Source organism: Streptomyces sp. NPDC059201, from assembly GCF_042754585.1.
Lineage (GTDB): Bacteria > Actinomycetota > Actinomycetes > Streptomycetales > Streptomycetaceae > Streptomyces.
On the sequence record NZ_JBHZBB010000002.1, the window covers coordinates 352,550 to 376,441 of the forward strand.

At 73.3% G+C, this 23,892-nt stretch carries 22 protein-coding genes; 9 read left to right on the forward strand and 13 right to left on the reverse strand.

The window, feature by feature from the left end; translation table 11 throughout:
* Both ACFXMG_RS07395 and ACFXMG_RS07400 read right to left on the reverse strand, forming a co-directional pair.
* Positions 1–218, reverse strand: a 218-nt coding sequence (locus ACFXMG_RS07395) for a hypothetical protein (protein ID WP_384900669.1), incomplete at its 3' end; no start/stop codon positions are given.
* A 129-nt stretch (positions 219–347) separates the two neighbouring features.
* The gene (locus ACFXMG_RS07400; RefSeq protein ID WP_383828995.1) at positions 348–1,463 is read right to left on the reverse strand and encodes a rod shape-determining protein; all 1,116 of its coding nucleotides are present in this window, start codon (positions 1,461–1,463) and stop codon (positions 348–350) included.
* Positions 1,464–1,781: 318 nt separating this feature from the next.
* On the opposite strand from ACFXMG_RS07400, the gene ACFXMG_RS07405 reads away from it, so the two are divergent.
* Positions 1,782–2,846, forward strand: coding sequence for a hypothetical protein (locus tag ACFXMG_RS07405; RefSeq protein WP_383828997.1), 1,065 nt, complete (start codon positions 1,782–1,784; stop codon positions 2,844–2,846).
* Between the two features lie 47 nt (positions 2,847–2,893).
* Here ACFXMG_RS07405 and ACFXMG_RS07410 read toward each other — a convergent pair whose 3' ends face one another.
* The gene (locus ACFXMG_RS07410; RefSeq protein WP_383828999.1) at positions 2,894–3,331 is read right to left on the reverse strand and encodes a MarR family winged helix-turn-helix transcriptional regulator; all 438 of its coding nucleotides are present in this window, start codon (positions 3,329–3,331) and stop codon (positions 2,894–2,896) included.
* Between the two features lie 98 nt (positions 3,332–3,429).
* Here ACFXMG_RS07410 and ACFXMG_RS07415 point away from each other — a divergent pair, with 98 nt between their 5' ends.
* The 3 genes from ACFXMG_RS07415 to ACFXMG_RS07425 all read left to right on the forward strand — a co-directional run bounded on the left by ACFXMG_RS07415 (position 3,430) and on the right by ACFXMG_RS07425 (position 5,881).
* Positions 3,430–4,449 (forward strand): NADP-dependent oxidoreductase, encoded by a 1,020-nt coding sequence (locus ACFXMG_RS07415; protein ID WP_383829001.1) that lies wholly within the window; start codon positions 3,430–3,432, stop codon positions 4,447–4,449.
* Positions 4,450–4,512: 63 nt separating this feature from the next.
* Positions 4,513–4,935 carry an organic hydroperoxide resistance protein gene (locus ACFXMG_RS07420; RefSeq protein ID WP_383829003.1) on the forward strand — a complete coding sequence of 141 codons (423 nt, stop codon included), beginning with the start codon at positions 4,513–4,515 and terminating at the stop codon, positions 4,933–4,935.
* Between the two features lie 112 nt (positions 4,936–5,047).
* A complete protein-coding gene (locus tag ACFXMG_RS07425) occupies positions 5,048–5,881 on the forward strand; it encodes an EI24 domain-containing protein (RefSeq protein ID WP_383829005.1) in 834 nt (277 codons plus the stop codon).
* A gap of 27 nt (positions 5,882–5,908) precedes the next feature.
* On the opposite strand, the gene ACFXMG_RS07430 is transcribed toward ACFXMG_RS07425, so the two are convergent.
* Complete coding sequence (locus tag ACFXMG_RS07430; RefSeq protein WP_383829007.1) at positions 5,909–6,871, reverse strand: LysR family transcriptional regulator; 963 nt, start codon at positions 6,869–6,871, stop codon at positions 5,909–5,911.
* A gap of 136 nt (positions 6,872–7,007) precedes the next feature.
* Here ACFXMG_RS07430 and ACFXMG_RS07435 point away from each other — a divergent pair, with 136 nt between their 5' ends.
* A complete protein-coding gene (locus ACFXMG_RS07435; RefSeq protein ID WP_383829009.1) occupies positions 7,008–9,200 on the forward strand; it encodes a M4 family metallopeptidase in 2,193 nt (730 codons plus the stop codon).
* 176 nt (positions 9,201–9,376) lie between these two features.
* Here the strand turns inward: ACFXMG_RS07435 and ACFXMG_RS07440 are convergent, their stop codons facing one another.
* Both ACFXMG_RS07440 and ACFXMG_RS07445 read right to left on the reverse strand, forming a co-directional pair.
* On the reverse strand, positions 9,377–10,093 hold the full coding sequence (locus tag ACFXMG_RS07440; RefSeq protein ID WP_383828075.1) for a carbon-nitrogen hydrolase family protein: 717 nt from the start codon (positions 10,091–10,093) through the stop codon (positions 9,377–9,379).
* 47 nt (positions 10,094–10,140) lie between these two features.
* The gene (locus ACFXMG_RS07445) at positions 10,141–10,713 is read right to left on the reverse strand and encodes a TetR/AcrR family transcriptional regulator (RefSeq protein WP_383828073.1); all 573 of its coding nucleotides are present in this window, start codon (positions 10,711–10,713) and stop codon (positions 10,141–10,143) included.
* A 141-nt stretch (positions 10,714–10,854) separates the two neighbouring features.
* Here ACFXMG_RS07445 and ACFXMG_RS07450 point away from each other — a divergent pair, with 141 nt between their 5' ends.
* Positions 10,855–13,353, forward strand: a complete 2,499-nt coding sequence (locus tag ACFXMG_RS07450; RefSeq protein ID WP_383828071.1) for a beta-glucosidase — start codon at positions 10,855–10,857, stop codon at positions 13,351–13,353.
* A gap of 48 nt (positions 13,354–13,401) precedes the next feature.
* On the opposite strand, the gene ACFXMG_RS07455 is transcribed toward ACFXMG_RS07450, so the two are convergent.
* The gene (locus ACFXMG_RS07455) at positions 13,402–14,286 is read right to left on the reverse strand and encodes an SGNH/GDSL hydrolase family protein (protein ID WP_383828081.1); all 885 of its coding nucleotides are present in this window, start codon (positions 14,284–14,286) and stop codon (positions 13,402–13,404) included.
* Between the two features lie 301 nt (positions 14,287–14,587).
* Here ACFXMG_RS07455 and ACFXMG_RS07460 point away from each other — a divergent pair, with 301 nt between their 5' ends.
* A complete protein-coding gene (locus tag ACFXMG_RS07460; RefSeq protein WP_383828069.1) occupies positions 14,588–15,082 on the forward strand; it encodes a DUF3145 domain-containing protein in 495 nt (164 codons plus the stop codon).
* A 71-nt stretch (positions 15,083–15,153) separates the two neighbouring features.
* Positions 15,154–16,701 (forward strand): PQQ-binding-like beta-propeller repeat protein, encoded by a 1,548-nt coding sequence (locus ACFXMG_RS07465; RefSeq protein WP_383828067.1) that lies wholly within the window; start codon positions 15,154–15,156, stop codon positions 16,699–16,701.
* Between the two features lie 87 nt (positions 16,702–16,788).
* On the opposite strand, the gene fabF is transcribed toward ACFXMG_RS07465, so the two are convergent.
* The 5 genes from fabF to ACFXMG_RS07490 all read right to left on the reverse strand — a co-directional run bounded on the left by fabF (position 16,789) and on the right by ACFXMG_RS07490 (position 21,705).
* Positions 16,789–18,066: a beta-ketoacyl-ACP synthase II gene (gene fabF / locus ACFXMG_RS07470; RefSeq protein ID WP_383828065.1), complete on the reverse strand. Its 1,278-nt coding sequence runs from the start codon at positions 18,064–18,066 to the stop codon at positions 16,789–16,791.
* A 76-nt stretch (positions 18,067–18,142) separates the two neighbouring features.
* The gene (locus tag ACFXMG_RS07475; RefSeq protein WP_383828063.1) at positions 18,143–18,409 is read right to left on the reverse strand and encodes an acyl carrier protein; all 267 of its coding nucleotides are present in this window, start codon (positions 18,407–18,409) and stop codon (positions 18,143–18,145) included.
* Between the two features lie 57 nt (positions 18,410–18,466).
* Positions 18,467–19,498, reverse strand: a complete 1,032-nt coding sequence (locus tag ACFXMG_RS07480) for a ketoacyl-ACP synthase III (RefSeq protein WP_383828061.1) — start codon at positions 19,496–19,498, stop codon at positions 18,467–18,469.
* An 18-nt stretch (positions 19,499–19,516) separates the two neighbouring features.
* Complete coding sequence (locus tag ACFXMG_RS07485) at positions 19,517–20,434, reverse strand: ACP S-malonyltransferase (RefSeq protein ID WP_383828059.1); 918 nt, start codon at positions 20,432–20,434, stop codon at positions 19,517–19,519.
* Between the two features lie 89 nt (positions 20,435–20,523).
* Entirely contained in the window at positions 20,524–21,705 is a 1,182-nt protein-coding gene (locus tag ACFXMG_RS07490; RefSeq protein ID WP_383828057.1) for a PucR family transcriptional regulator, read from the reverse strand.
* 81 nt (positions 21,706–21,786) lie between these two features.
* Here ACFXMG_RS07490 and ACFXMG_RS07495 point away from each other — a divergent pair, with 81 nt between their 5' ends.
* Complete coding sequence (locus ACFXMG_RS07495) at positions 21,787–22,440, forward strand: pirin family protein (RefSeq protein ID WP_383828055.1); 654 nt, start codon at positions 21,787–21,789, stop codon at positions 22,438–22,440.
* 6 nt (positions 22,441–22,446) lie between these two features.
* Here the strand turns inward: ACFXMG_RS07495 and ACFXMG_RS07500 are convergent, their stop codons facing one another.
* Complete coding sequence (locus ACFXMG_RS07500) at positions 22,447–23,628, reverse strand: Ig-like domain-containing protein (protein WP_383828053.1); 1,182 nt, start codon at positions 23,626–23,628, stop codon at positions 22,447–22,449.
* Positions 23,629–23,892: the final 264 nt, after the last annotated feature.

Genomic DNA, 23,892 nt, shown 5'->3' on the forward strand with positions numbered 1-23,892 from the left:
GCCATGGCCAACGCGCACGACGACCTGAAGGCCGTGGCGCACGAGATCACCGCGTCGAACGAGCACGACGGCATCGCGGTCGTGCTCGAGGAGCTGCTCCGGACGGCCCCGCGCGCGCAGCGGGCCCCGACGAGTTCGGTCGCCGAGTCGACGAGGTGCTGGAGCGTGGCGCGGAGTTCGAGGTCCGTACCGACGGCGAGGACGGCTTCGAGCAGCATGGGCAGGCGGGCCCGCTCCTGGTCCTGCTCCCGCCCCGGCTCCTGCCCCTGCTCCGCGTCCTCGGCCCGGTCCTCGTCCATGATCACCATGGTCTCATCGGCGTACGAATCGGGTGATGTCCGGATTGGTCACTCCGTCAGGTCGTCCGCGTACTCCCGGTCCCGGTCCCGATCGCGGTCCCGGTCCCGGTCGTCCGCGAGGCCCCGGTGGTCGCCCAGCGGGTCGAGGGTCATCGGCTGGACCTTGCCCTCCAGCATCGCGCCGAGGCCCAGCACGGCGCAGACGTCGGGGCGTTCGGCGATGTGCACCGGCATCCCGGTGGCGTCCCGCAGCATCTGGTCGAGGCCCGGGAGCAGGGCGCTGCCGCCGACCATCATGATCCCGCGGTCGGCGAGATCGGCCACGAGGTCCGGCGGGCAGTCCCGCAGCACCTTCCCGATGCCGTCGAGCACCGCCGTCAGCGGGGTGTGGATCGCCTCGCGCACGGCCGCCGTGTCGACGGTGACCGAGCGGGCCAGGCCGGTGGCCACGTCCCGGCCGTGGATCTCGGTGGAGGCCGGGCCGTGCGGGGTGAGGCCGTTGCCGCTCAGCGCGAGCTGGAGCGGGCGCACCGACTGGCTCGGCAGCATCAGCTCGTGGTGGTGGCGCAGGTGCTGGATGATCGCGTGGTCGATGGCGTCGCCGCCGACCGGCATCCGCTCGGCCGTCACGATCGCGCCCAGCGACAGCACCGCGACCTGGGTCGTCGCCGCCCCGCACACCATGATCATGGTCGCGGTGGGCTGCTCCACCGGCAGCCCGCAGCCCACGGCCGCCGCGATCAGCGTGTCCACCAGCTCGACCCGGCGCGCCCCGAGCCCGACCAGCGTCTCCACGGCCGCGCGCTGCGCGAGCGGGTCGCTGTCGTGCGGGGTGCAGGCGGCGGCGCGCAGCCGGGGCTTGCGGCGGAGCTGGCGGCGCAGCTTCTCGCCGAGGAGGTGGCGGAGCATCCGCTGGGCCATCTCGATGTCGACGACCGTGCCGCCGGAGACCGGGCGCACGACCCGGATGTAGTCGGGGGTGCGGCCGGTCATCTTCTCGGCGAGCGCGCCGACCGCGATCAGCGCTCCGGTGCGGGTGTTGACGGCGGCGACGCTCGGCTCGTCGACGACGAGCCCGGCTCCCTTGACGAAGACCCGGGTGCGGGCGGCACCCAGGTCGACGGCGACATGGCAACGGCGCAGCTGATCGAGGCTGACGGTCACGGCGGATCCTCCGGAGTGCGGTGCTGACACGGGCGAGGTGTCGCGGTTCGGGTTCCTGTTGGCATCGTGCGACCGCCGGGCCCACCGCGCGCGTTGGGCTGCGCCGCCCGGGGCCGGTCCGGGGCGGCCGGTGCGGGCGCGGGACGGGGGCCAGGGTGGGGGAGGGGGTGGTGGAATGGCGCGGTCCGGTGGTGGGGGTGCAGGGGGAGGCGAACCGGGAGAATCGTCACGCCACGGCGTTCACCTGCGGTTTCCTCACAGGATCCTCACGTCCTCGCCTACCCCGGGTCGAGCCGGGCGTCCTAGCCTGCGAGCCCCATGGACTACTGCCACGCGTGCCGGCGGCATCTCAACGGGGCCCTCGCCTGTGCCGGGTGCGGGACTCCCGTCGAGCGGCTGCGGTACGACACCCCCCACGCCCTGTCTCACCCCGCGCCTCACGAGGGCGCCGAGGCACCGGAGCCGTACCCGACGGGCATGCCGTACGCGGCCGAGCCGTACGGGTACGCGCCGGAACCGCATCTCTCGGAGCCGTACGCCTCGGAGCCGTACACAGCCGAGGAAGTCTCCCCCCGCGAGCCCCTCGCTCCCGAGCACGTCTACGAGCTGGACCTCGTGGTGCCGCCGAGGCCGGCGGGGCGGGCGGCGGGACGTGCCGCCGAGCGCCGTCGGAAGCGGGGGCGCTCGGGGCGTGGCCGCTCCGGGCGGGGCCGGACGGTCGCGGTGAGCGCGCTGGGGCTGGTCCTGGCGGCCGGGTCGCTGGGCCTGGCGAAGGCGGTGTTCGAGGAGCCGGAGGAGAAGGGCCCCGCGAACGCGGTGGAGGAGCTCGACGTCACCGAGACCCCGCTGCCGCCCGCGCTGCCGACCCGGAGCCCGGGCGGCGAGCCCACCGGGACCACGAAGGTGGGCAACCGCGCGGACGGGGCTTCGGCGGCTCCCGCCACGTCGACCGGCCGCCCGCGCTGGGTCAGCGCGGAGTCGGGCGGCGGCTCGACCGCCTCGCCCGCGTCGGGATCCGGCCAGGGCTCCGGCCAGGGGCCGGGCGGTGGATCCGGTACGGGGACGGGCCCAGGCGCGGGTACGGGGAGCGGTTCGGGTACGGGGACCGGTACGGGCTCCGGCGAGGGCTCCGGTCAGGGCGGCACGCCCACCGGGCGGCCCTCCTCCGCCACCCCCTCCTCCCCGGCCCCGTCCGTGCCGGAGGTCACCGCGGGCCCGCAGGACGAGGGACCCGGCTCCACGCCGAGTGCCACCGGCTCGCCCACCGCCCCGGCCACGGGCACCGCGAGCCCGTCCGCCACGGCGAGCCCCCGGTCGACCACGGCGACGCCGACACCGGAACCCTCGGAGACCTGCACCCGCTTCCTGTGGTGGTGCGTGTAGGCCGGACCCTTCAGGCCAGGCTCAAGGGCAGGTCAGGGGCGGGCGCGTCAGACCGTCACGTCCTCGCCCAGCATCCGGCGCAGCAGGTCCCGCAGCAGCGTGCGCTCGACGACGGTGAGTTCGCCGAGCGGCTCGCGCGCGAAGCGGAGCGAGTCGCGCAGGCGGCGGGCGGTGTCCCGGCCCTCGTCGGTGGGCGCGGCCAGCTTCACCCGGCGGTCGGCCGGGTCGGGGCGCCGCTCGACCAGGCCCCGGGACTCCAGGCGGTCGATGATCCCCGTGACGTTGGAGGGCTCGCACTTGAGCTTCTCGGCGATCTTCCGCATCGGCGTGGGCTCCAGGGTGAGCAGCCCGAGGACGCGGGCCTGCGCGCCGGTGAGGGAGTGGGCGGCGGCGGCGTCCTCGTACTCCTGGTGGTAGCGGGCCACGACCGCGCCGATCAGCTCGACGACTTCGAGGGTCACGGGGTCGCCGTGTGAGGTGGGCATGGGCCCCATCGTACTCCGATACTTGACAACATGAAATATTCAGGCGCATGGTTGTTTCATCAAGTGAAGCTTTTCGCCGCAGCCCGGAGGTTCCCCCCATGACCGCTCTGCCCCCCACCAGCCGCGCATGGCACCTCGTCGCCCGCCCGCACGGCTGGCCCGCCCCCACCGACTTCGCGCTGCGCGAGACCCCGGTCGAGGCGCCCGCGGAGGGCCGGATCCTGGTGAAGAACCTCCACTTCTCGGTCGACCCCTACATGCGCGGCCGGATGAACGACGTCAAGTCCTACGTCCCGCCCTTCCAGCTGGACCACCCGATGGACGGCGGCGCGGTCGGCGTCGTCGTGGCGTCGAGCGCGGAGGGCTTCGCCGAGGGCGACCACGTCCTGCACGGCCTCGGCTGGCGTGAGTACGCCAGTGTCCCGGTCCAGCACGCGACCAAGGTCGACCCGGAGCTCGCCCCGCTCTCCGCGTACCTCGGCGTGCTCGGCATGACCGGCCTGACGGCCTACGCGGGCCTCTTCGAGACCGCCTCCTTCAAGGAGGGCGACGCGGTCTTCGTCTCCGGCGCGGCCGGCGCGGTCGGCAGCCAGGTCGGCCAGCTCGCCAAGCTCGCCGGCGCCTCCCGGGTCATCGGCTCGGCCGGCTCCGACGAGAAGGTGAAGTGGCTGGTCGAGGAGCTCGGCTTCGACGCCGCGTTCAACTACAAGTCGGGCGCCGTGAAGGACCTGCTGCGCGAGGCCGCCCCGGACGGCATCGACGTCTACTTCGACAACGTGGGCGGTGAGCACCTGGAGGCCGCGATCTCCTCGCTCAACGTGCACGGCCGCGCCGCCATCTGCGGCATGATCGCGCAGTACAACGACACGGAGCCGGTCCCCGGCCCGCGGAACATGGCGATGATCATCGGCAAGCGGCTCCGCCTCCAGGGCGTCCTGGTCGGCGACCACTACGGCCTCCAGCAGAAGTTCGTCGAGGAGGTCGGGGCCCGGCTGCGCTCCGGCGAGCTGAAGTACCGCGAGACCACCGTCGAGGGGATCGAGAACGGGGTGGACGCCTTCCTCGGTCTGCTCCGCGGTGACAACACCGGAAAGATGATCGTCTCGCTGGACCGGTAGTCTTCCCTCAGCCGTCGCGATCGTGGGCGCGAGTCGAGGCGGGGAGAAGAAAGCAGATCCAGCATGTCCATCCAGCACTCCGACGTTCTCTACACCGCCGTCGCCACCGCGGAGAACGGCCGTGACGGCCGTGTCGCCACCGACGACGGCAAGCTCGACCTCGTCGTCAACCCGCCCAAGGCCATGGGCGGCTCCGGCGAGGGCACCAACCCCGAGCAGCTCTTCGCGGCCGGCTACAGCGCCTGCTTCCAGGGCGCCCTCGGCGTCGTCGCGCGGAACGAGAACGCGGACATCTCCGGCTCGACGGTCACCGCCGAGGTCGGCATCGGCAAGAACGACGACGGCTTCGGCATCATCGTCAAGATCTCGGCCTCCATCCCGAACGTGGACGCGGAGACCGCGAAGAGCCTGATCGAGAAGGCCCACCAGGTCTGCCCGTACTCCAAGGCGACCCGCGGCAACATCACGGTCGAGCTCGCGGTCTGAGCCACCGGCGGCACCGCCGCACAGCGGACCCGTGCGGGCCGCACCCCGACCGACCGGGGTGCGGCCCGCACGTACGTTCAAGCGGGCGTCTCCACCCCGCTAGGCTGCGCGCATGCGCGATTTCGGGGTGGGTTTCGGTTATCTGGTCCAGGGCCAGAAGTGGGTCGCACGGCACGGCCGGCAGTTCGGCTTCGGGCTGCTGCCCGGTCTGGTGACCCTCGTCCTCTACGCGGGCGCCCTGATCGGCCTCGGCTTCTGGGCGGACGACCTGGTGGCCTGGGCGACGCCCTTCGCCGACGACTGGTCCTCCCCGTGGCTCGGTCTCCTCCGCAACGGCCTGACGGCGCTCGTCTTCGTCTTCGGCCTCTTCCTCGCCGTCATCACCTTCACCGCCGTCACCCTCCTCGTCGGCGAGCCCTTCTACGAGTCCCTCTCCGAGGACGTCGACCGCGACCAGGGCGGCGAGGTCCCCGAGTCCGGCCTGCCGCTCTGGCGGGAGCTGTGGATCTCGGCCCGCGACAGCCTGCGGATCGTGCTCCGGGTGGCCTTCTACGGCGTGCTGCTCTTCGCCTGCGGCTTCATCCCCGTCGTCGGCCAGACCGTCGTCCCCGCCCTCGGCTTCTGCGTCTCCGGCTTCTTCCTCGCCGTGGAGCTGACCGGCGTCGCCCTCCAGCGCCGGGGCGTGGAGCTCAAGGAGCGCCTGGCGCTGCTGCGCGGCCGGCGCGGCGCCGCGCTCGGCTTCGGCGTCCCGCTCACCCTCGTCTTCCTCGTCCCCTTCGTGGCGGTCTTCCTGATGCCCGGCGCCGTCGCCGGCGCCACCCTCATGGTCCGCGACCTGCGCGGCGAGACGGCCGGCCGCGAGCGCGACGGCGACCGGAGCGACGGGGACTCCGGCCACCTCCCCCTGCCCGGCGCCGACCAGCAGGCGCACCACACCCGCCACTGAGGAGAGCGGCGCCCCGGCGGCGCCGGCTCAGTCCGCCAGGACCGGATGGAGCTCCGGCCGGGCGTCCCACCACTCCCGGTGGAAGGCGTTGGTGCCCACGTTCGCGAGGTACGCCTCCGCCGCCGCCCGGTACAGCAGCTCAGCGTCCCGGGCCGAGACGGCCGACCTGTTCCAGGCGAGCCGGATCCGGCCCGTCACCGGATCGCCCACCAGGGGGCGCAGCACGGTCCCCTCGGTGGGCGGCGCGGTCGGCTGGCTCAGCGAGATCGCCCGGCCCGTGGCGATCAGGTCGTAGTGGATCTTCCGGTCGGCGACCCGGTGCCGCAGGGACGGCGTGAAGCCGGCCCGCTCGCAGGCCGCGACCAGCGCCTCGGGGCCGCCGTCGTCGTCCTCCACCAGCGTCATCCAGGACTCGCCCGCCAGGTCGGCCAGGTCGATCCGGTCCTTCCCCGCCAGCCGGTGCTCCGCCGAGAGCCGCACGCAGAACGGCTCCTTCGCGATCAGCGTCCGGGCCGTCGTCCCCTGCGGCAGCGGCACCTCGTGGTCGTTGACCTCGCCGTACAGCACCGCGTCGTAGCGTCCCGCGCCGAGCTGCCGGGTCAGCGTCGTCGCCGACTGCTCGACCGTCACCGCGATCTCCCGGCCCGCCACGACCTGTTCGAGCCCCAGGAGCAGCCGGTCCACGAGCACCAGCAGGATGCAGCCGAGCCGCAGCGGGGTGTCGGGGTCGACGGCCCGCGCCCCGGCGGCGAGCGCGTCCATCTCGCCGAGCACGAGACGGGCCTTGGAGAGCACGAACTCGCCCAGCGGAGTGGGCTCCACACCGCGCCGGCCGCGCAGGAACAGCTCCCCGCCCGCGACCCTCTCGATCCGCCGCAGCTGCGCCGAGAGCGCCGGCTGCGAGATGCCCAGCCGGAGTGCCGCGCGGCCCAGACTGCCCGCCTCCGCTATCCGGCAGACGGCTTCCAGATGCCTCAACTCCAGCTGCATTTCAGCAGCGTACGCAGCGCCGCACGGGCGCACCATAACCCGCGTCTTATGCCGGATGAGATGTCCCGAACGTGCCATGTCCACGCCCATACTCGGCGCGACGATCCGTCTCCCCCACCCTGAACGGAGCACGACGTTGCACCCCACCAGACTCACGGCGGCCGTGGCCGCCCTGGCTCTCTCGGCGAGCCTGGCCACCGCCCTCGCCGGAACCGCTGCCGCCGCTCCCCAGGCGCAGCCGGTTCCCCCGGGCCACGGCAAGTCCCTGGCCCTGGCCGCCGCGGACACCGCCGCCGCCAGCGGCCTCGACGAACTGCGGCACGGCGCCGACGAGGAACTCGTCCGCACGTCCGTCACCCCGTGGTCGAACGGCCTCTACTACACCGCCTACGAGCGGACGTACAAGGGCATCCCGGTCCACGGCGGCGGCGACGCCGTCGTCCTGACGGACTCCTCCGGCAAGGTCCGCGACGTCACCGGCGCCGCCGCCCCCGCCCTGAAACTGGGCACCACCACCGCCCGGGTGACCTCCGCCGCCGCCCTCGCCACCGCCCGCGGCCAGCTCGCGGCCGTGGAGAGCGCGAGCGCCCCCGAACTGACCGTGCTCCTCAAGGCCGGCAAGCCCGTCCTCGCCTGGCACACCCTGGTCGTCGGCCGCACCGCGAAGGACGTCCCCAGCTCGCTCGACACCTACGTCGACGCCCGTACCGGCAGGGTCACCCAGGCCACCGACAAGGTCCGGCACGCCGACGGGCGCGGCTACCACAACGGCAACGTCACCATCGACACCGCCGCGGGCTCGATGACCGACACCAGCCGCGGCGGCTTCAAGTGCGGCGGCCAGAACGGCAGCGCGTACACGGGCTCCTCCCCGTGGGGCAACGGCGGCGCCAACGACCTCGTCACCGCCTGCGTCGACATCATGTACGCGGCCCAGCGCGAGTCGGACATGCTCAAGGAGTGGTTCGGCTACAACGGCATCAACGGCCAGGGCGGCATGGTCCCGGCCCGCGCCGGACTCACCCAGGTCAACGCCTACTACGACGGTACGAAGACCACGTACGGGCGCAACCAGAACGGCACCAACCAGCTCACCGGCATCGACGTCGTGGCCCACGAGTACGGCCACGAGATCTTCGACCGGACCCCGGGCTCGGCCGGCTCGTCCAACGAGAACGGCGGCATGAACGAGTCCACCGGCGACATCTTCGGCGCGCTCACCGAGCACTACGCGAACAACCCGAACGACACCCCGGACTACACGGTCGGCGAGGAACTGAACTTCACCGGCAACAACCAGCCCATCCGCAACATGTACAACCCGTCGCTCATCAACAACGACCCCAACTGCTACCCGCAGTTGTCCTCGGGCACCGAGGTGCACGCGGCGGCCGGCCCGCAGAACCACTGGTTCTACCTGCTCGCCGAGGGCTCCAACCCGGGCGGCGGCAAGCCCTCCAGCCCCATATGTTCGGGCGGCCCGTCCTCCGTCACCGGCATCGGCATCCAGAAGGCCGGCAAGATCTTCATGGGCGCCCTGCTCCTGAAGACCTCCTCCTGGAACCACCCCGCGGCCCGCCGCGCGACCCTCACCACCGCGAAGAACACCTACGGCGCCACCGAGTGCAACGCGGTGAAGGCGGCCTGGAACGCGGTCGGCGTCCCCGCCCAGTCCGGCGAGACCGACTGCGGCGGCACCTCCACCCCGGGCTTCTCGCTCTCCCTGAACCCGTCCTCGGGCTCGGCCCAGCCGGACACCTCCGTGACCGCCACCGTCAACACCAGCACCACCGGCGGCACCGCGCAGACCGTCCAGCTCTCCGCGAGCGGCGCCCCCAGCGGCGTCAACGTCTCCTTCAACCCCGCGTCGGTGACCTCCGGCAACTCCTCCACGATGACCGTCAAGGTCGCCGCGGGCACCCCGAACGGCACCTACCCGATCACCGTCACCGGTACGGGCTCCGCCACGCACACCGTCACCTACCAGCTGACGGTCGGCTCCGGCACCCCGCCCACCGGCTGCGCCAACGCCGAGAACACCTACCAGGGCACGCTGACCTCCGGTCAGGCCGCCGCCCAGCCGGACGGCTCGTACTACTACTCGGCGAGCGCCGGCACCCACGTCGGCTGCCTGCGCGGCCCGGCCGGCACCGACTTCGACCTCTACCTCCAGAAGTGGAACGGAGCGGGCTGGGCGGACGTGGCCGTCGGCGGCACCGCCGGCGCCGACGAGGACACCAGCTACTACGGCACCGCGGGCTACTACCGCTACGTCGTCCACGCCTACAGCGGCTCCGGCGCCTACACGCTGGGCCTGAGCGCCCCGTAACGGGCCCGCCCCGCAAGGGGCGACGAGAACGCCCCGGTGCGGGGCCCTGACGCCCCGCACCGGGGGCGGGAGACCGTGCGGCGGACCGGGGGTTCCGTCGTACGCCCTCCCGGGCCGGGCCGCCGGAGTCCCACGGCGGCCCGGCCCTCCACCCGTTCCGGACCACCCCTCCCGGCTCAGCCCACGGCGGCGAGGACGAACCCCGGCTTCTCCGGCCCCGCGTCGGCGAGCCGTCCGCCGTCCGGACCCCAGATCCCGGCCATGCCGCCGCCCTCGCCGACCTCGCTCGGCCCGAGGGAGTTGCCGAGGGCCACGTACAGGCCGAAGTCCCGGGCGCGGACCGGGTAGACGGTCTCGAAGGAGTCGTTCGCGGCGTCGAGCATCGAACTCGCCAGGTACACCGCGCAGCCGTCGTCGGCGGCTCGCTCGGCCAGCTCGGGGAACCGGTTGTCGTAGCAGGTGGCGAGCGCGAACCGGACCCCGTCGAGCTCGAACCGCCCGTCGGCCGTGCCCGCCGTGAAGGTGTCCTGCTCGTGCCCGTGGTAGAGGTGCCGCTTGTCGTACCGGACGAGCGTCGCACCGTCCGGCCCGATCACCAGCGTCGTGAGCCCGGGCAGCGAACCCTCCCCCTGTACGGGCCCGTTGACGACGGCCGCCGCCCCCGCCTCCCGGCAGGCCGCGCGGACCGGCTCAAGGCGGGGGTCGTCCTCGGCGAGCACCAGCGCGGGGTTCTCCCGGATCAGGGCGGTGTCGTACCCGGTGAGCGACAGCTCCGCGAAGACGACCACCCGGGCCCCCGCGGCCCCGGCCTCCCGGACGAGACCGGCGATCGTACGGACATTGGCCTCGACGTCCCCGGCGACCGGGGCGAACTGAGCGGCGGCGATCATCATGCCCCCATGCTCCCAGCCCGCCGCCCCGTACCCGCCCGGGGCCGCCCCTACTTCTCGGCCGAGCCCGCGAGCAGCCGCAGGAAGTCCCGGAAGGCGCCCGGCATGTCGACCGCGGACGGGTCCAGGAGCCACTGGTACTGGAGGCCGTCCATGACGGCGGTGAGCAGGGGGGCGGCCCGCTCCGGCGTGAGGCCGCCCGGCAGCCGCTCGCCGAACTCCAGGCGCAGCACGTCCGCCATGTTGGCCCGCACCTGCGCGTACCGCTCGGTGAAGAAGGCCCGCGCGGGGTGCCCGTCGGTGACGCTCTCGCCGAGCAGCGCGGAGAAGGTCTGCACGATCCCGGGCCGCATCGCGTTGTACTCGACCAGCGATTCGAGCAGGTCGAGCCGCCAGCCCTCGCGGTCCCGGCCGCCGCTGGTGTCCCACCGGTCGCGCTCTTCCAGGACGGCGACGAGCAGCGCCTCCTTGGTGGGGAAGTAGTGCAGCAGGCCCTGCTGGGTGAGGCCGACGCGCTCGGCGACGGAGCCGAGGGTGGCGCCCCGGTAGCCGCGCTCGGCGATCACCTCCAGGGCGGCGCGCAGGATCTCCGAGCGGCGCTCCTCGCTCCTGGTCCGTGCCATCGTCCGGCCCCCTTTCCGCGGGTCCTGTCGACAGGACCGTACGCCATGACATGAGATAACGAAAAGATTACATTGCCTACCGATCTACAGGTAGGCGGGTCCATGATGTCCGCATCAGCACTTCAACGCGGAGGTACGGACGTGAACGAGACGGACGTGAACGAGACCGACTCGAACGAGACGGACGTGAACGGGACGGACGTGAACGGGGACGCCGTGCGCGAGGCGGCCGTCGAGGCCGCGCTCGCCCGGCTCGACCTGGACGCCAAGGCCCGGCTGCTCGGCGGCCAGGACATGTGGTCCCTGCCCGCCCTGCCGGAGATCGGCCTCGCCTCGATCGTGATGTCCGACGGCCCCGTCGGCGTCCGCGGCGTCCGCTGGACCGCCGACGACCCGTCCGTCGCCCTGCCGTCCCCGACCGCGCTCGCCGCCACCTGGGACCCGGCCCTCGCCCGCCGCGCCGGCCGCCTCCTCGCCCAGGAGGCCCGCCGCAAGGGCGTCCACGTCCTGCTCGCCCCCACGGTCAACCTGCACCGCACCCCCCTCGGCGGCCGCCACTTCGAGGCGTACAGCGAGGACCCGTACCTCACCGGCGCCATCGGCACCGGCTACGTCCAGGGCGTCCAGGACGGCGGCGTCGGCACCACCGTCAAGCACTTCGTCGCCAACGACGCCGAGACCGACCGCTTCACCGTCGACAACAGGATCGCCCCCCGCCCGCTCCGCGAGCTCTACCTCGCCCCCTTCGAGGCGATCGTCGCCAACGCCCACCCCTGGGGCATCATGACCGCCTACAACCGGGTCAACGGCGTGACCATGACCGAGCACCGGTACCTCGTCAACGAGGTGCTGCGCGGCGAGTGGGGCTTCGACGGCTGCAACGTCTCCGACTGGGTGGCCGCCCGCTCCACCGCCGGCGACATCGAGGGCGGTCTCGACGTGGCCATGCCCGGCCCCGACACCGTCTACGGCGAGCCCCTCGCCGCCGCCGTCCGGGCCGGCGAGGTCGAGGAGTCCGCCGTCGACGCGGCCGTACGGAACGTGCTCCGGCTCGCCGCCCGCGTCGGCGCCCTCGAAGGCGCCCCCGCCGCCGTCACCGAGCACCCCGCCGCCATCGACGGCGACGCCCTGGCCCGCGAGGTCGCCCGCCGCGGCTTCGTCCTCGTACGGAACGAGCGCGGCGCCCTCCCGCTCAAGCCCGGCACCGTCGCCCTCTCCGGCGCCGCCGCCCGCGACGCCCGCGTCCTCGGCGGCGGCTCCGCCCAGGTCTTCCCCGAGCACGTCGTCTCCCCGCTCGCCGGCCTCACCGCCGCCCTTGCGGCGCTTCCCGGCGGGGCATCGCTCACCTACGTGATCGGCGCCGACCCCAGCGACGAGCTCGCCCCCGCCGACCAGGGCTTCACCCTCCGCGCGATCTGCCGCGACGCCGACGGCACCCTCCTCGGCGAAGGCACCCTGCCCAACGGCCAGGTCCAGTGGATCGGCGACGACCTCCCGGCCGGCGTCACCCACGACACCCTCGCCTCCATCGAGGTCATCGGCAGCTTCACCCCGCGCGAGACCGGCGCCCACGCCTTCGGCACCCGCGGCCTCGGCGCCTTCACCCTCACCGTCGCCGGACGCGAACTCTTCGATGGCGTCCAGGAGATGGGCCCCGACACCGACCCCTTCGAAGCCTTCTTCGGCTCCCCGGTCGAGCGCGGCACCATCGAGCTCACGGCCGGCGAGACCGTCGAGGTCTCCCTCCGGCACACCCTCGCCAAGGAGTTCGCCGCCCCGCTCCCCGCGGTCATGTTCTCCTTCGTCCACCTCGGTCCCCGCCGGGACCCCGACGAACTGATCGCCGAAGCCGTCGAGGCCGCCCGCGCCGCCGACACCGCCGTCGTGGTCGTCGCCACCACCGAACGCGTCGAGTCCGAGGGCTTCGACCGCAAGGACCTCGCCCTCCCCGGCCGCCAGGACGACCTCGTCCGCGCCGTCGCCGCCGTCAACCCGAACACGGTCGTCGTCGTCAACGCCGGCTCCCCGGTCGAACTGCCCTGGCGCGAGGACGTGGCCGCGATCCTGCTCGGCTGGTTCCCCGGCCAGGAGGGCGGCGCAGCCCTCGCCGACGTCCTCACCGGCGCCGAGGAGCCCGGCGGCCGCCTCCCCACCACCTGGCCGGTCACCCTCGCCGACGTCCCCGTCACCGAGGTCACCCCCACCGAAGGCGCGCTCGACTACGCCGAGGGCCTGTTCATCGGCTACCGCGCCTGGGACAAGGCCGGCGCCGCCCCCGCGTACCCCTTCGGCCACGGCCTCGGCTATACCACCTGGTCGTACGACTCCCTCACCGCGACCCCCGAGACCGTCACCGTCCGCCTCACCAACACCGGCGACCGCCCCGGCCGCGAGACCGTCCAGCTCTACCTCGCGCCGGTCGGGGACACGGTGGAGCGCCCGGCCCGCTGGCTCGCCGCCTTCGCCGGCGTCGAGGCCGCGCCCGGCGAGACCGTCGAGACGGTCGTCGAACTCCCGCGCCGCGCCTTCGAGATCTGGGACGAGGAGAAGAACGCCTGGACGCTCGTCCCCGGCCGTTACGAGCTCCACGCCGCCCGCTCGCTGACCGACGCCCGCCTCACCACCGAGGTGGAGCTGTAGAGGCACCCCGCGACCGGCCCCGGGGCGGACCTGACGCCCGCCCCGGGGCTACTTCTCCGTGATCCTCCGGTACGCCAGCTCCGCCAGCCGCGCCTGTCCGGCGCGGCTCGGGTGGAACCAGTCCCAGGTGCTCAGCAGCGACTCGTCGAAGCGGACGCCGAACACCGCGCCGCCGTCGTACCGGCAGAGCGCGTCCGCGGCGCAGACCTCGGCGAGCGCCCGGTTGTACGCCACCACCCGGTCGCGCACCGCCGTCCGCCGCCGCTCCGCCGCCGCGCCCAGGTCCTCCGGGTCGGCCAGCATCGCGCCGCAGACACCCAGCTCCCAGACCCGCCGCACCGCGGGGCTCGCCCGGCCGGTGTCCCACAGCTGCCGCAGGTCCGGCACGCTCGCCACGTACACCCGCGCCTTCGGGGCGTCCTCCCGCAGCCGCTCCAGCGACTCCTCGAACGACCGGCGGAACTCCGCGACCGGCGTCATCCCCGCGGGCGTCGGCCGGCAGGCGTCGTTGGCGCCGATCATCACCGTGACCAGCCCCGGACGCTTCTCCGCCGCCCGCGCCATCTGCTCCGGCAGCGCCGCCACCCGCGCCCCGCTGCGGGCCAGGTTCCAGCTGTTCCCCGCCACCCGGCCGGGGCCGAGGAGTCGCAGCGCCAGGCTGTTCACCGCCGGGTCCGTACCGGTCGCCCAGGACGCCTCAGGGCAGTCAGCGAGGAGCGCGCAGGCGTCGAACGCGCGGGTGATGGAGTCGCCGACGGCGGCGACGGAGGCGGGGGAGACGTCCCACGGCGAGGCCGGTGTGGGAGGTGGGGCCGAGGTCGTCGTCGCGGCGGGGGCGGCGGCCGGTGTGGACGACGGGTCGCCCGAGCGGCTCGCGTTGCTCGTGCCGCTCGCGCAGCCCGCGAGCGTGGCCGCCGCGAGCACGGCGCCCATGACGGCGGTACGGAAACGGCGTCGGCCGTACGGCACGGCCCCCTCCTTCGCGCTGCGGGCCTCCTGGCGAGTGAAAGCTTCGTGTCCACCCGCCCCAGGGCCGACCGTACGTCACCCTGATGACGGTGCGGCACGGTAGCTTTTCCCCCGTCGAACCAGCGGCGCGCCAGCGCCGACCGGCTCCGGTAAATTACATCACGTCACATGCTGTCCCTTTTCAGAAGGTTTGCGGAGTTCTTCTCCTGATGCTGTTTACTGAAGCCGCTGGGAAGGCGAACCTCGTCCCACACTGGAGGTCCCGGTGACGACACGTGGAGTCCTGTACGTACACTCCGCACCGCGCGCGCTCTGCCCGCACGTCGAATGGGCGGTGGGGGGTGTCCTTGGTGCGCGGGTCCAGCTCGACTGGATCCGGCAGCCCGCGGCGCCCGGCACCTGGAGAGCCGAGTTCTCCTGGCAGGGTGAGACCGGCACCGCCTCCAAACTCGCCTCCGCCCTGCGCGGCTGGCAGATGCTCCGCTTCGAGGTGACCGCCGAGCCCTGTCCCACGGCCGAGGGCGAGCGCTACAGCGCCACCCCCGACCTGGGCATCTTCCACGCCGTCACCGGCATGCACGGCGACATCCTGGTCCCCGAGGACCGGCTCCGCGCCGCGCTCGCCCGCGCGGCGCAGGGCGAGACGGTCCTGGCGGTCGAGGTCGCCAAGCTCCTCGGCAAGCCCTGGGACGACGAGCTGGAGCCCTTCCGCTACGCCGGAGAGGGCGCCCCGGTCCGCTGGCTTCACCAGGTCGTCTGAGGCCGTTCACCCGGGCCCGGTAGCTTCCCGCCCCGAGGCGCGCGGCACGCGCGCGGGGCGGGGGGACGTACATGACGGGTCTGCGCGGAACGGTCGGCGCGGTAGCCGCCCTGCTGGCGGCGACCGCGCTGGGCGCGGCCCTGGTGCTGCTGGCGGGCTTCGTCTACCAGCTGCTGTACGGCGACGCGCCGGGGGCGATGCTGGTGTGGTCGCTGGGGCTGATGTTCCTGGCGGCGCTCCTGTTCGCCCTCTTCGGCAGCATGCTGCCGGACGAGGAGGCGGAGGAGAGGCCGCAGGAGGAGAAGGCAGAGGGGAAGCAGGAGGAGAAGCCTGACGCTCCGTCGGAGCCGGCGCCGGACAACTGGCTCGACGTGGCCGCCTTCTGCTGCGTCGTGCTGGGACTCGTAGCGGGAGGCCCGTTCGGCATCGCGGGCTACGAGGCGCTGCGGACGGAGACGAAGACGGCGGCGGCCCCACCTCCGACGCAAGCAGCTTCCCCCTCACCGTCGCCGTCTCACCGCGACGGGGCCGTCGCGTGGACGGTGCCGCCCGTCGGGGGCCCGTACGACACCGGGCCCGGTGCCTGGGCGCTCGGCGACGCGGTCGCGCAGGTCCGGCTCGACGGGGTCTCGGCGTACGCCGTCCGCGACGGAGCGGTCCGCTGGAACGTCCCGGCGCCCGCGCGCGAGTCCGTGTGCGCGATGAGCCGGCACGTCGGGGCGAACATCGGGCTCGTCGCGTTCGGGCGGCACGAGAAGCCCTGCAAGACCCTGGCGGCCGTCCACACCTCGACCGGGCAGGTGCTGTGGCGGCAGCCGGTCGGGGGCGCGGGCCTTGCCCCGTACGGCCTCGCGGTCGGCGGGCCGACGGCGGTCGCGGCGGAGGACCGGGTGGTACGGGGCCGCTCCGCCGAGACCGGGGAACAGCGCTGGCAGCGCGCCCTGGGCCGGGACTGCGCGGTCCTGGCGCTCGACGCGGACACCTCCCGGGCGCTCCTGGTGGAGCAGTGCGGCAGCGGCGCGCGGCTGGTCGCGCTGGAGCCCCGTACCGGCAGGGAACAGTGGACCAGGGCGCTGCCCGTCGAGTCGGAGGCCGCGGCGGCGGTGATCTCGGTGACGCCGGCGGTCGTCTCCGTCCACGAGGACGACCCGCGCGGCACCCGCGCGCTCCTCGCCTTCGACGAGCGCGGCGCCCCCACGGCGACGGTGCCGCACTCCGGCCCCACCGGCTCGCTGGCGGTCCCCGAGCAGGTGTCCATCACGGGGGAGTGGGGCACCCCGGTGGTGACCGGCGACCGCCTGGTCGCCGCCGCAGGGGACAAGGTGGTCGCCTTCTCCCTCAAGGACGGCCGCACGACCTGGCAGTACACCCCCAAGGGCACCCGCCCCGCCGCCCTGGCCCTGGAACCCGACGGCCGCATAGGCGTCCTCCTCCCGAGAGAAGGCGCGGAGGTCGTCCTCCTGGACCCCACCACCGGATCGCCAAGCGCCACGACGTCCACCAAGGACGAGGCGGCAACCGTCTCGATCCGCCCCCTCCTCCTCCCCACCCCCCAGGGCCACATCATCACCAACCGCCTGGCCACACCCCCCCAACCAGCCCTCTTCCCTCTCCACTGAAACGCACAAAGGCCCGCCCCCGACAACAGGGAGCGGGCCTCGTGAGCCGAGCGCGCGGGTCAGCGCGGGCGGGTCAGCGCGCGCGGGTCAGTGTGCGCTGGGTGAGACCGTGCGGAAGGCCAGGACTACGTTGTGGCCGCCGAAGCCGAACGAGTTGTTGACGGCGGCGATGGTGCCCTGGGGGAGTTCGCGGGGGGTGTCGCGGACGATGTCGGCCTCGACCTCCGGGTCCAGGTCGTCGACGTTGATCGTCGGCGGGGCCAGGCGGTGGTGGAGCGCCAGGACCGTCGCGACGGTCTCGATGCCGCCGGCGCCGCCGAGGAGGTGACCGGTCATCGACTTGGTCGCGGAGACCGCCACGTGGTCGAGGTCGTCGCCGAAGACCTTCCGCAGCGCCTTGATCTCGGCGACGTCGCCCTGCGGCGTCGACGTGGCGTGCGCGTTGAGGTGCACGACCTCGGCCGGCTTCAGGTCGGTGGTGTCCAGCAGGTGCTGGAGCGCGGAGGCGATGCCCCGGCCGGACGGCTCGGGCTGCGCGATGTGGTGGCTGTCGGCCGAGAGGCCCTGGCCGATCGCCTCGCAGTAGATCTTCGCGCCGCGGGCCCTGGCGTGCTCCTCGGACTCCAGGATCACGACGCCCGCGCCCTCGCCGAGCACGAAGCCGTCGCGCCCGGTGTCGTAGGGGCGCGAAGCCTTCGTCGGATCCTCGTTGTTCTTCGACATCGCCATCATGTTGGCGAAGGCGGCGATGGGCAGCGGGTGGATCGCCGCCTCGGTGCCGCCCGCGACGACCACATCGGCACGGCCGTTGCGGATCATCTCGATGGCGTAGCCGATCGCCTCGGCGCCGGACGCGCAGGCGGAGACCGGGGTGTGGACGCCCGCGCGGGCGTTCACCTCCAGGCCCACGTTCGCGGAGGGGCCGTTCGGCATCAGCATCGGCACGGTGTGCGGGGAGACGCGGCGGACGCCCTTCTCCTTCAGCACGTCGTACTGGTCGAGCAGGGTCGTGACGCCACCGATGCCGGAGGCGATCACGGCGCCGAGCCGCTCGGGCACGACGGCCGGGTCCTCGCCCGCGGCGGCGGTGAAGCCCGCGTCGGCCCACGCCTCACGGGCCGCGATCAGCGCGAACTGCGCCGAGCGGTCCAGCTTGCGGGCCAGCGGACGGGGCAGGACCTCGCCCGGGTCCACCGCGGCGGCCGCGGCGATCTGGACGGGCAGTTCGGCGAAACGCTCGCCCTCCAGGGGCTTGACGCCGGAGCGTCCCGCAAGAAGACCTTCCCAGGTCGACGCGGAGTCGCCACCCAGCGGTGTGGTTGCGCCGATACCGGTGACGACCACGGTGCGATTGGTCGAGCTCACAGGAATTCGTTCTCCATGTGTGTGATGGTCGAAAGACGGCGCCACCGCCGGGTGGCTGGCCGGATCAAGGGCTGGTTCAGCCCTTGGAGATGCCGCCGTCCTGGTTCTTCAGGATGTAGTCGACGGCGTCGCCCACGGTCTTGAGGTTCTTGACGTCCTCGTCGGGGATCTTGACGTCGAAGCGCTCCTCGGCGGCGACGACGACCTCGACCATGGACAGGGAGTCGACGTCCAGGTCGTCGGTGAAGGACTTGTCCAGCTGGACGTCCTCGACCGGGATGCCGGCGATCTCGTTCACGATCTCGGCGAGACCTTCGACGAGCTGCTCCTGGGTGAAGGCCATGGTGGCGCTCCTTCTGTGGTTGCTTCGATGGGTGGGCTTCCGGGAGATCCCGGCCGCCTAGGGGAGAGTAACGACCGTCGCGGCGAACACGAGACCCGCCCCGAAGCCGATGACGAGCGCGGTGTCGCCGCTCTTCGCCTGTCCGGTCGCCAGGAGCCGCTCCATCGCGAGCGGGATCGAGGCGGCCGAGGTGTTGCCGGTGGTCTCGACGTCACGGGCGACCGTGACGTGCTCCGGCAGCTTCAGGGTCTTCACCATCGAGTCGATGATCCGCATGTTGGCCTGGTGCGGGATGAAGACGTCCAGGTCGTCCGCCGTGATGCCGGCGGCGTCGAGCGCCTGCTGGGCCACCTTGGCCATCTCGAAGACGGCCCAGCGGAACACCGCCTGGCCCTCCTGCGTGATGGCCGGGAACTTGATCTCGCCCGCCTCGTTGAGAGGCAGCTGCGAGACGTCGCCCACGTGAAACTCGTTCCACGGCACGGTCTGCTTGATCGTCTCCGACTTGTCGCCCTCGGAACCCCACACCGTGGGGCCGATGTGCGGCACGTCGGAGGGGCCGACCACGACCGCGCCCGCGCCGTCGCCGAAGAGGAAGGCCGTCGCGCGGTCCTCCAGATCGGTCAGGTCGCTGAGCCGCTCCACGCCGATGACCAGGACGTACTCCGCCGAGCCCTCGACGATCATGCCCTTGGCGAGCGTCAGGCCGTAGCCGAAGCCCGCGCAGCCGGCGGAGATGTCGAACGCGGCCGGCTTCCCGGCGCCGATCTTGTCGGCGATCTCGGTGGCGACGGCCGGGGTCTGCTTGAAGTGCGAGACCGTGGAGACGACGACGGCGCCGATCTGCTCCGGGGTGATCCCCGCCTCGGCGATCGCCTTCCCGGACGCCTCCACCGACATGGCGGTGACGGTCTCCTCCGGGGAGGCCCAGTGGCGGGTGGAGATACCCGAGCGCGAGCGGATCCACTCGTCGGACGAGTCGATCTTCTCGAGGATCACCTCGTTGGGCACGACCCGGGCGGGGCGGTAGCCGCCGACGCCCATGATCCGCGCGTACGGGGCGCCCTTGCTGGGCTTGATCTTCGACATGCTTCTCGACACTCCTCGTCAGACGGCCGTGTGCTCGGCGACGAGCGTACGGGCCGCAGCCAGGTCGTCGGGCGTCTTGAGGGCCACGGTGGCCACGCCGGGCAGCGCGCGCTTGGCGATGCCGGTGAGGGTGCCGCCGGGGCAGACCTCGATCAGCGCGGTCGCGCCGAGGGCCTGGAAGGTCTCCATGCACAGGTCCCAGCGGACCGGGTTGGCGACCTGGCCGACCAGGCGCGAGAGGACCTCGGCACCGGTGGCGACGGTCCGCCCGTCCTTGTTGGAGACGTACGGCAGCGTCGGGTCGGCCGGGGTCAGCTCCTGGGCCGCCTGCTCAAGCGTGGCGACCGCGGGGGCCATGTGGTGGGTGTGGAAGGCGCCGGCGACCTTGAGCGCGACGACCCGGCGCACGCCCTCGGGCTTGTCCGCCTCCAGGGCGGCCAGCTGCTCCAGGGTGCCGGCGGCCACGATCTGGCCCGCGCCGTTCACGTTCGCCGGGGTCAGGCCCAGCTTCTCCAGGTGCGGGACGGTCACCTCGGGGTCGCCGCCGAGCAGCGCCGACATGCCGGTCGGGGCGATGGCGGCGGCCTCGGCCATCGCCAGACCACGGGTGCGTACGAGACGCAGCGCGGCGGTGTCGTCGAGGACGCCCGCGAACGCGGCGGCGGTGAACTCGCCGACGCTGTGGCCGGCGACCGCGCCGGGAACGACGTCGCCGAGGGCGGCGGCGGAGAGGAGGCCGGCCGCGACGAGCAGCGGCTGGGCCACGGCGGTGTCACGGATCTCGTCCGCGTCCGCCTTCGTGCCGTAGTGGACGAGGTCGAGCCCGATGGCGTCCGACCAGGCCGCGAGGCGGTCGGCGGCGCCGGGGAGTTCGAGCCAGGGGGTCAGGAAGCCGGGCGTCTGGGCGCCTTGGCCGGGAGCGACGAGTACGAGCACCCTCACACTCTCTCTTGGGGACGGCGTCCGGCGCCCGTGGGGACTAGGACGAAGAACCGTCGGGGTAATTGTTGGTGTTCGACAAAAGTCTAGGACTGCCCGTCCGCGTCGGCCAAGCGCCCGAGGATCAGGGCGATCCGCAGGGTGAACGCGGAACGGACGTCGGAGGGTGACCAGCCGGTGACGTCGGTCACACGTCGGAGCCGGTAGCGCACGGTGTTCGGGTGGACGAAGAGCATCCTCGCCGCGCCTTCGAGGCTGCTGGCCTGCTCCAGATAGACACTCAGAGTCTCCAGCAGTGCCGAGCCGGCCTCCTCCAGCGGTCTGTAGATCTCCTCCACCAGCTGCTCGCGGGCCGAAGGGTCGGAGGCGATCGCGCGCTCCGGCAGCAGATCGTCCGCGAGCACCGGCCGGGGCGCGTCCTGCCACGCCGTGCACGCCTTCAGGCCGGCCGCGGCGGCCTGCGCGGACCGCGTCGCCGCCAGCAGGTCGGGCACCACGGGACCGGCCACGACCGCCCCCGGCGCGTACGGTCCGATCAGGGCCTTCGCCACGCCGAGCGGATTGTCGGAGCCGCCCGCGATCACCACCAGGCGGTCGCCGAGCACCCCCGTGAGCACCTGGAGCTTGGCGTGCCGGGCGGCCCGCCGGATCGCCTCCACGGTCAGCTCGCTGTCCCCGTCGGGCGCGGTGCCGAGGACGACGCAGACGTGGTCGGGCGAGTTCCAGCCGAGCGCGGCGGCGCGGGAGACGGCGCCCTCGTCGGCCTCGCCGGACAGCACCGCGTTCACCACCAGCGACTCCAGGCGGGCGTCCCAGGCGCCCCGCGCCTCCGCCGCCTGCGCGTACACCTGGGCGGTCGCGAAGGCGATCTCCCGGGCGTACACGAGCAGCGCCTCGCGCAGCACCGACTCGTCGCCGGGCGCGGCGACGTCCTCGATCGCCACCTCCATGACCTCGATCGTCGTCCGGACCATCTCCACGGTCTGCCGCAGCGTGATCGCCCGGGTCAGCTCGCGCGGCGCCGTGCCGAAGACGTCCGTCGAGATCGCCTGGGGGGTCTCCGGGTGCCGGAACCACTCGGTGAAGGCGGCGATGCCGGCCTGCGCGACCAGACCGATCCACGAGCGGTTCTCGGGCGGCATCGCGCGGTACCACGGCAGCGTCTCGTCCATGCGGGCAATGGCGTTGGCGGCCAGCCGTCCGGAGGACTGTTCGAGGCGCTTCAGGGTCGCGGCGTGCGGATGAGCGGCGTTCGTGGGTTCAGACACGGGGACAAGACTGCCTCATCCGGGCACCGACGTGCGGGGTCGGGGCGGTTTCGTCCCCGCCGGTCCGGCTACCGTACGGGGGTGATCCGCATCCAGCGCGCGGGCGAGCGGTACCCGGGCGGCGACCCCGGGGCCGGCATCGAGACCCGGCACGCCCTGTCCTTCGGGCCGTACTACGACCCCGACAACCTCCGCTTCGGCCCCCTCCTCGCCGTCAACGAGGAGCGCCTCGCCCCGGGCGCGGGTTTCGACGAGCACCCCCACTCCCACACGGAGATCGTGACCTGGGTGGTGGAGGGCGAGCTGACCCACCGCGACTCGGCGGGCCACGAGACGGTCGTCCGCCCCGGCGACCTCCAGCACCTCAGCGCCGCGGCCGGCGTCCGCCACGTCGAGCGCAACGCCGGCGACACCCCCCTGACCTTCGTGCAGATGTGGCTGGCCCCGCGCGAGACCGGCGGGGAACCGGCGTACGAGCTGATCCGCTCACTCCCCGGGCGCCACGACCTCCCGGCGGCCGGAGCGGTCCTCCACGTCCACCGGCTCGCGCGGGGCGAGGGGACCGGGCTCCCGGCGGCGTACTCCCTCTACGTCCACGTGGTCCGGGGCGCGGTCCGCCTGGCGGGCGAGACCCTGACGGAGGGCGACGCGGCGCGGATCGAGGCCGGGGAGGCCGCCCCGGCCGTGGAGGCGGCGGAGGCGGCGGAGCTCCTGGTGTGGGAGTTCCGCGGCTGAGGGCCTTCAGCCCAGCGCGCTCTTCGCCTTCCACTGGGCCCAGGAGAGGTTCCACGCCCCGTACCCGTTGCCCTCGGCGACGACGCCCTTCGTGTCGCCGCCCGTGATCTCGAACGGGTCGCCCACGCGCACGGCCGCGTAGAACGACTCCGCGTCGGCGGTGCTCATCCCGATGCAACCGGAACTCCGGTTCGCCTTCCCGAAGTGCGCCGCGTTCCACGGCGCCGCGTGCGCGTACATCCCCGACCACGTCAGCCGCATCGAGTGGTCGACCATCTTGTCGTAGGCGTCCCCGAGCCCGACCGTCTCGGAGTTCATCCGGATCGTGCCCTCCTTCGCCATCAGCACGGCCGTCCCCCGCCACGACCGCTTGTCGCCGCCCGGCGTCCCGCCGGAGACCGGGATGGTCCGCACCGTCCGCCCGTCCTTCACCAGGGACAGCCGCTTCGCGTCGAGGTCCACCTTCACCACCTGCGAGGCGCCGATCGTGAAGCCGGTCCGGTAGTCGCGGACGAACCAGCCGTCGCCCGAGTCCGTCCCGTTCAGGTCCGCCTCCAGCGTGACCCGCGTGCCCGGCTTCCAGTACGTCCGGGGCCGCCAGTCCACCCGGTCACGCCCCGAGTAGTCGGTCACCCAGCCCCACGACCCCTCGGTGCCGTTCGAGGTCGTGACCCTCAACTGCCGCTCCACGTCGGCCTTCCGCTCCACCGGCCGGTCGAAGACGATCGACAGCGGCTGCCCGATGCCGACGGTCGTGTTCTTCCCGGGCGCCAGCGTCAGCTTGTTGACCTCCGCCGCCTCCGCCGTGGTGAAGGTGGACCGGGTCGTCGTCTCCTTCCCGGAGGCGGTACGGGAGACGGCCTCGACCGTGTACGAGGCCCCCGGCACCGCCTTGCGGTCCGAGGTCCAGCGGGCCCCGCCCGCCGCGGACTTCCCGTCCAGCCGCCCGCCCTCCGCGTCCGTGACCGTCACCGACGCGAGCGTCCCGCCGGCCGCCGTCACCGTCACCGGCTTCCCGGCCACCCGGTCCACGACGGTCACCTGCGCGGGCGGCCCGTCCGCGGTGGCACCCCCCGTGGGAGCGGCCGAGGAGCCGGGGCCGCTCGCGGCCTGGGCCGTACACGCGGTGAGGGAGACGGCCAGGGCGACGGCGGCCAGAGCGGGGCGGGACGTGCGTATCGGCGGCACGGAGCACCTCCGGAAGAGGAGAGAAAAGGGTGGGATGCCCGGACTCTAGGCGCCTGGCCCCGCCCTCCGCCCGGCCGGAGCCCCATGTGACAGGGGCTGATGGAAAACGGTCATCGTCCCGTCACACACGCCGCGCGGACCCGTCTCATCCGGCTGTGAGCCTGCTGTGCGCCGCGCCACCGAGGGCGCGGAGGAACCAAGGAGGCTCCCGTTGTGTCAGCGCTGCTCGTGACGCCCGCACCCGTGAAGCGCCGCCCCGCCGCC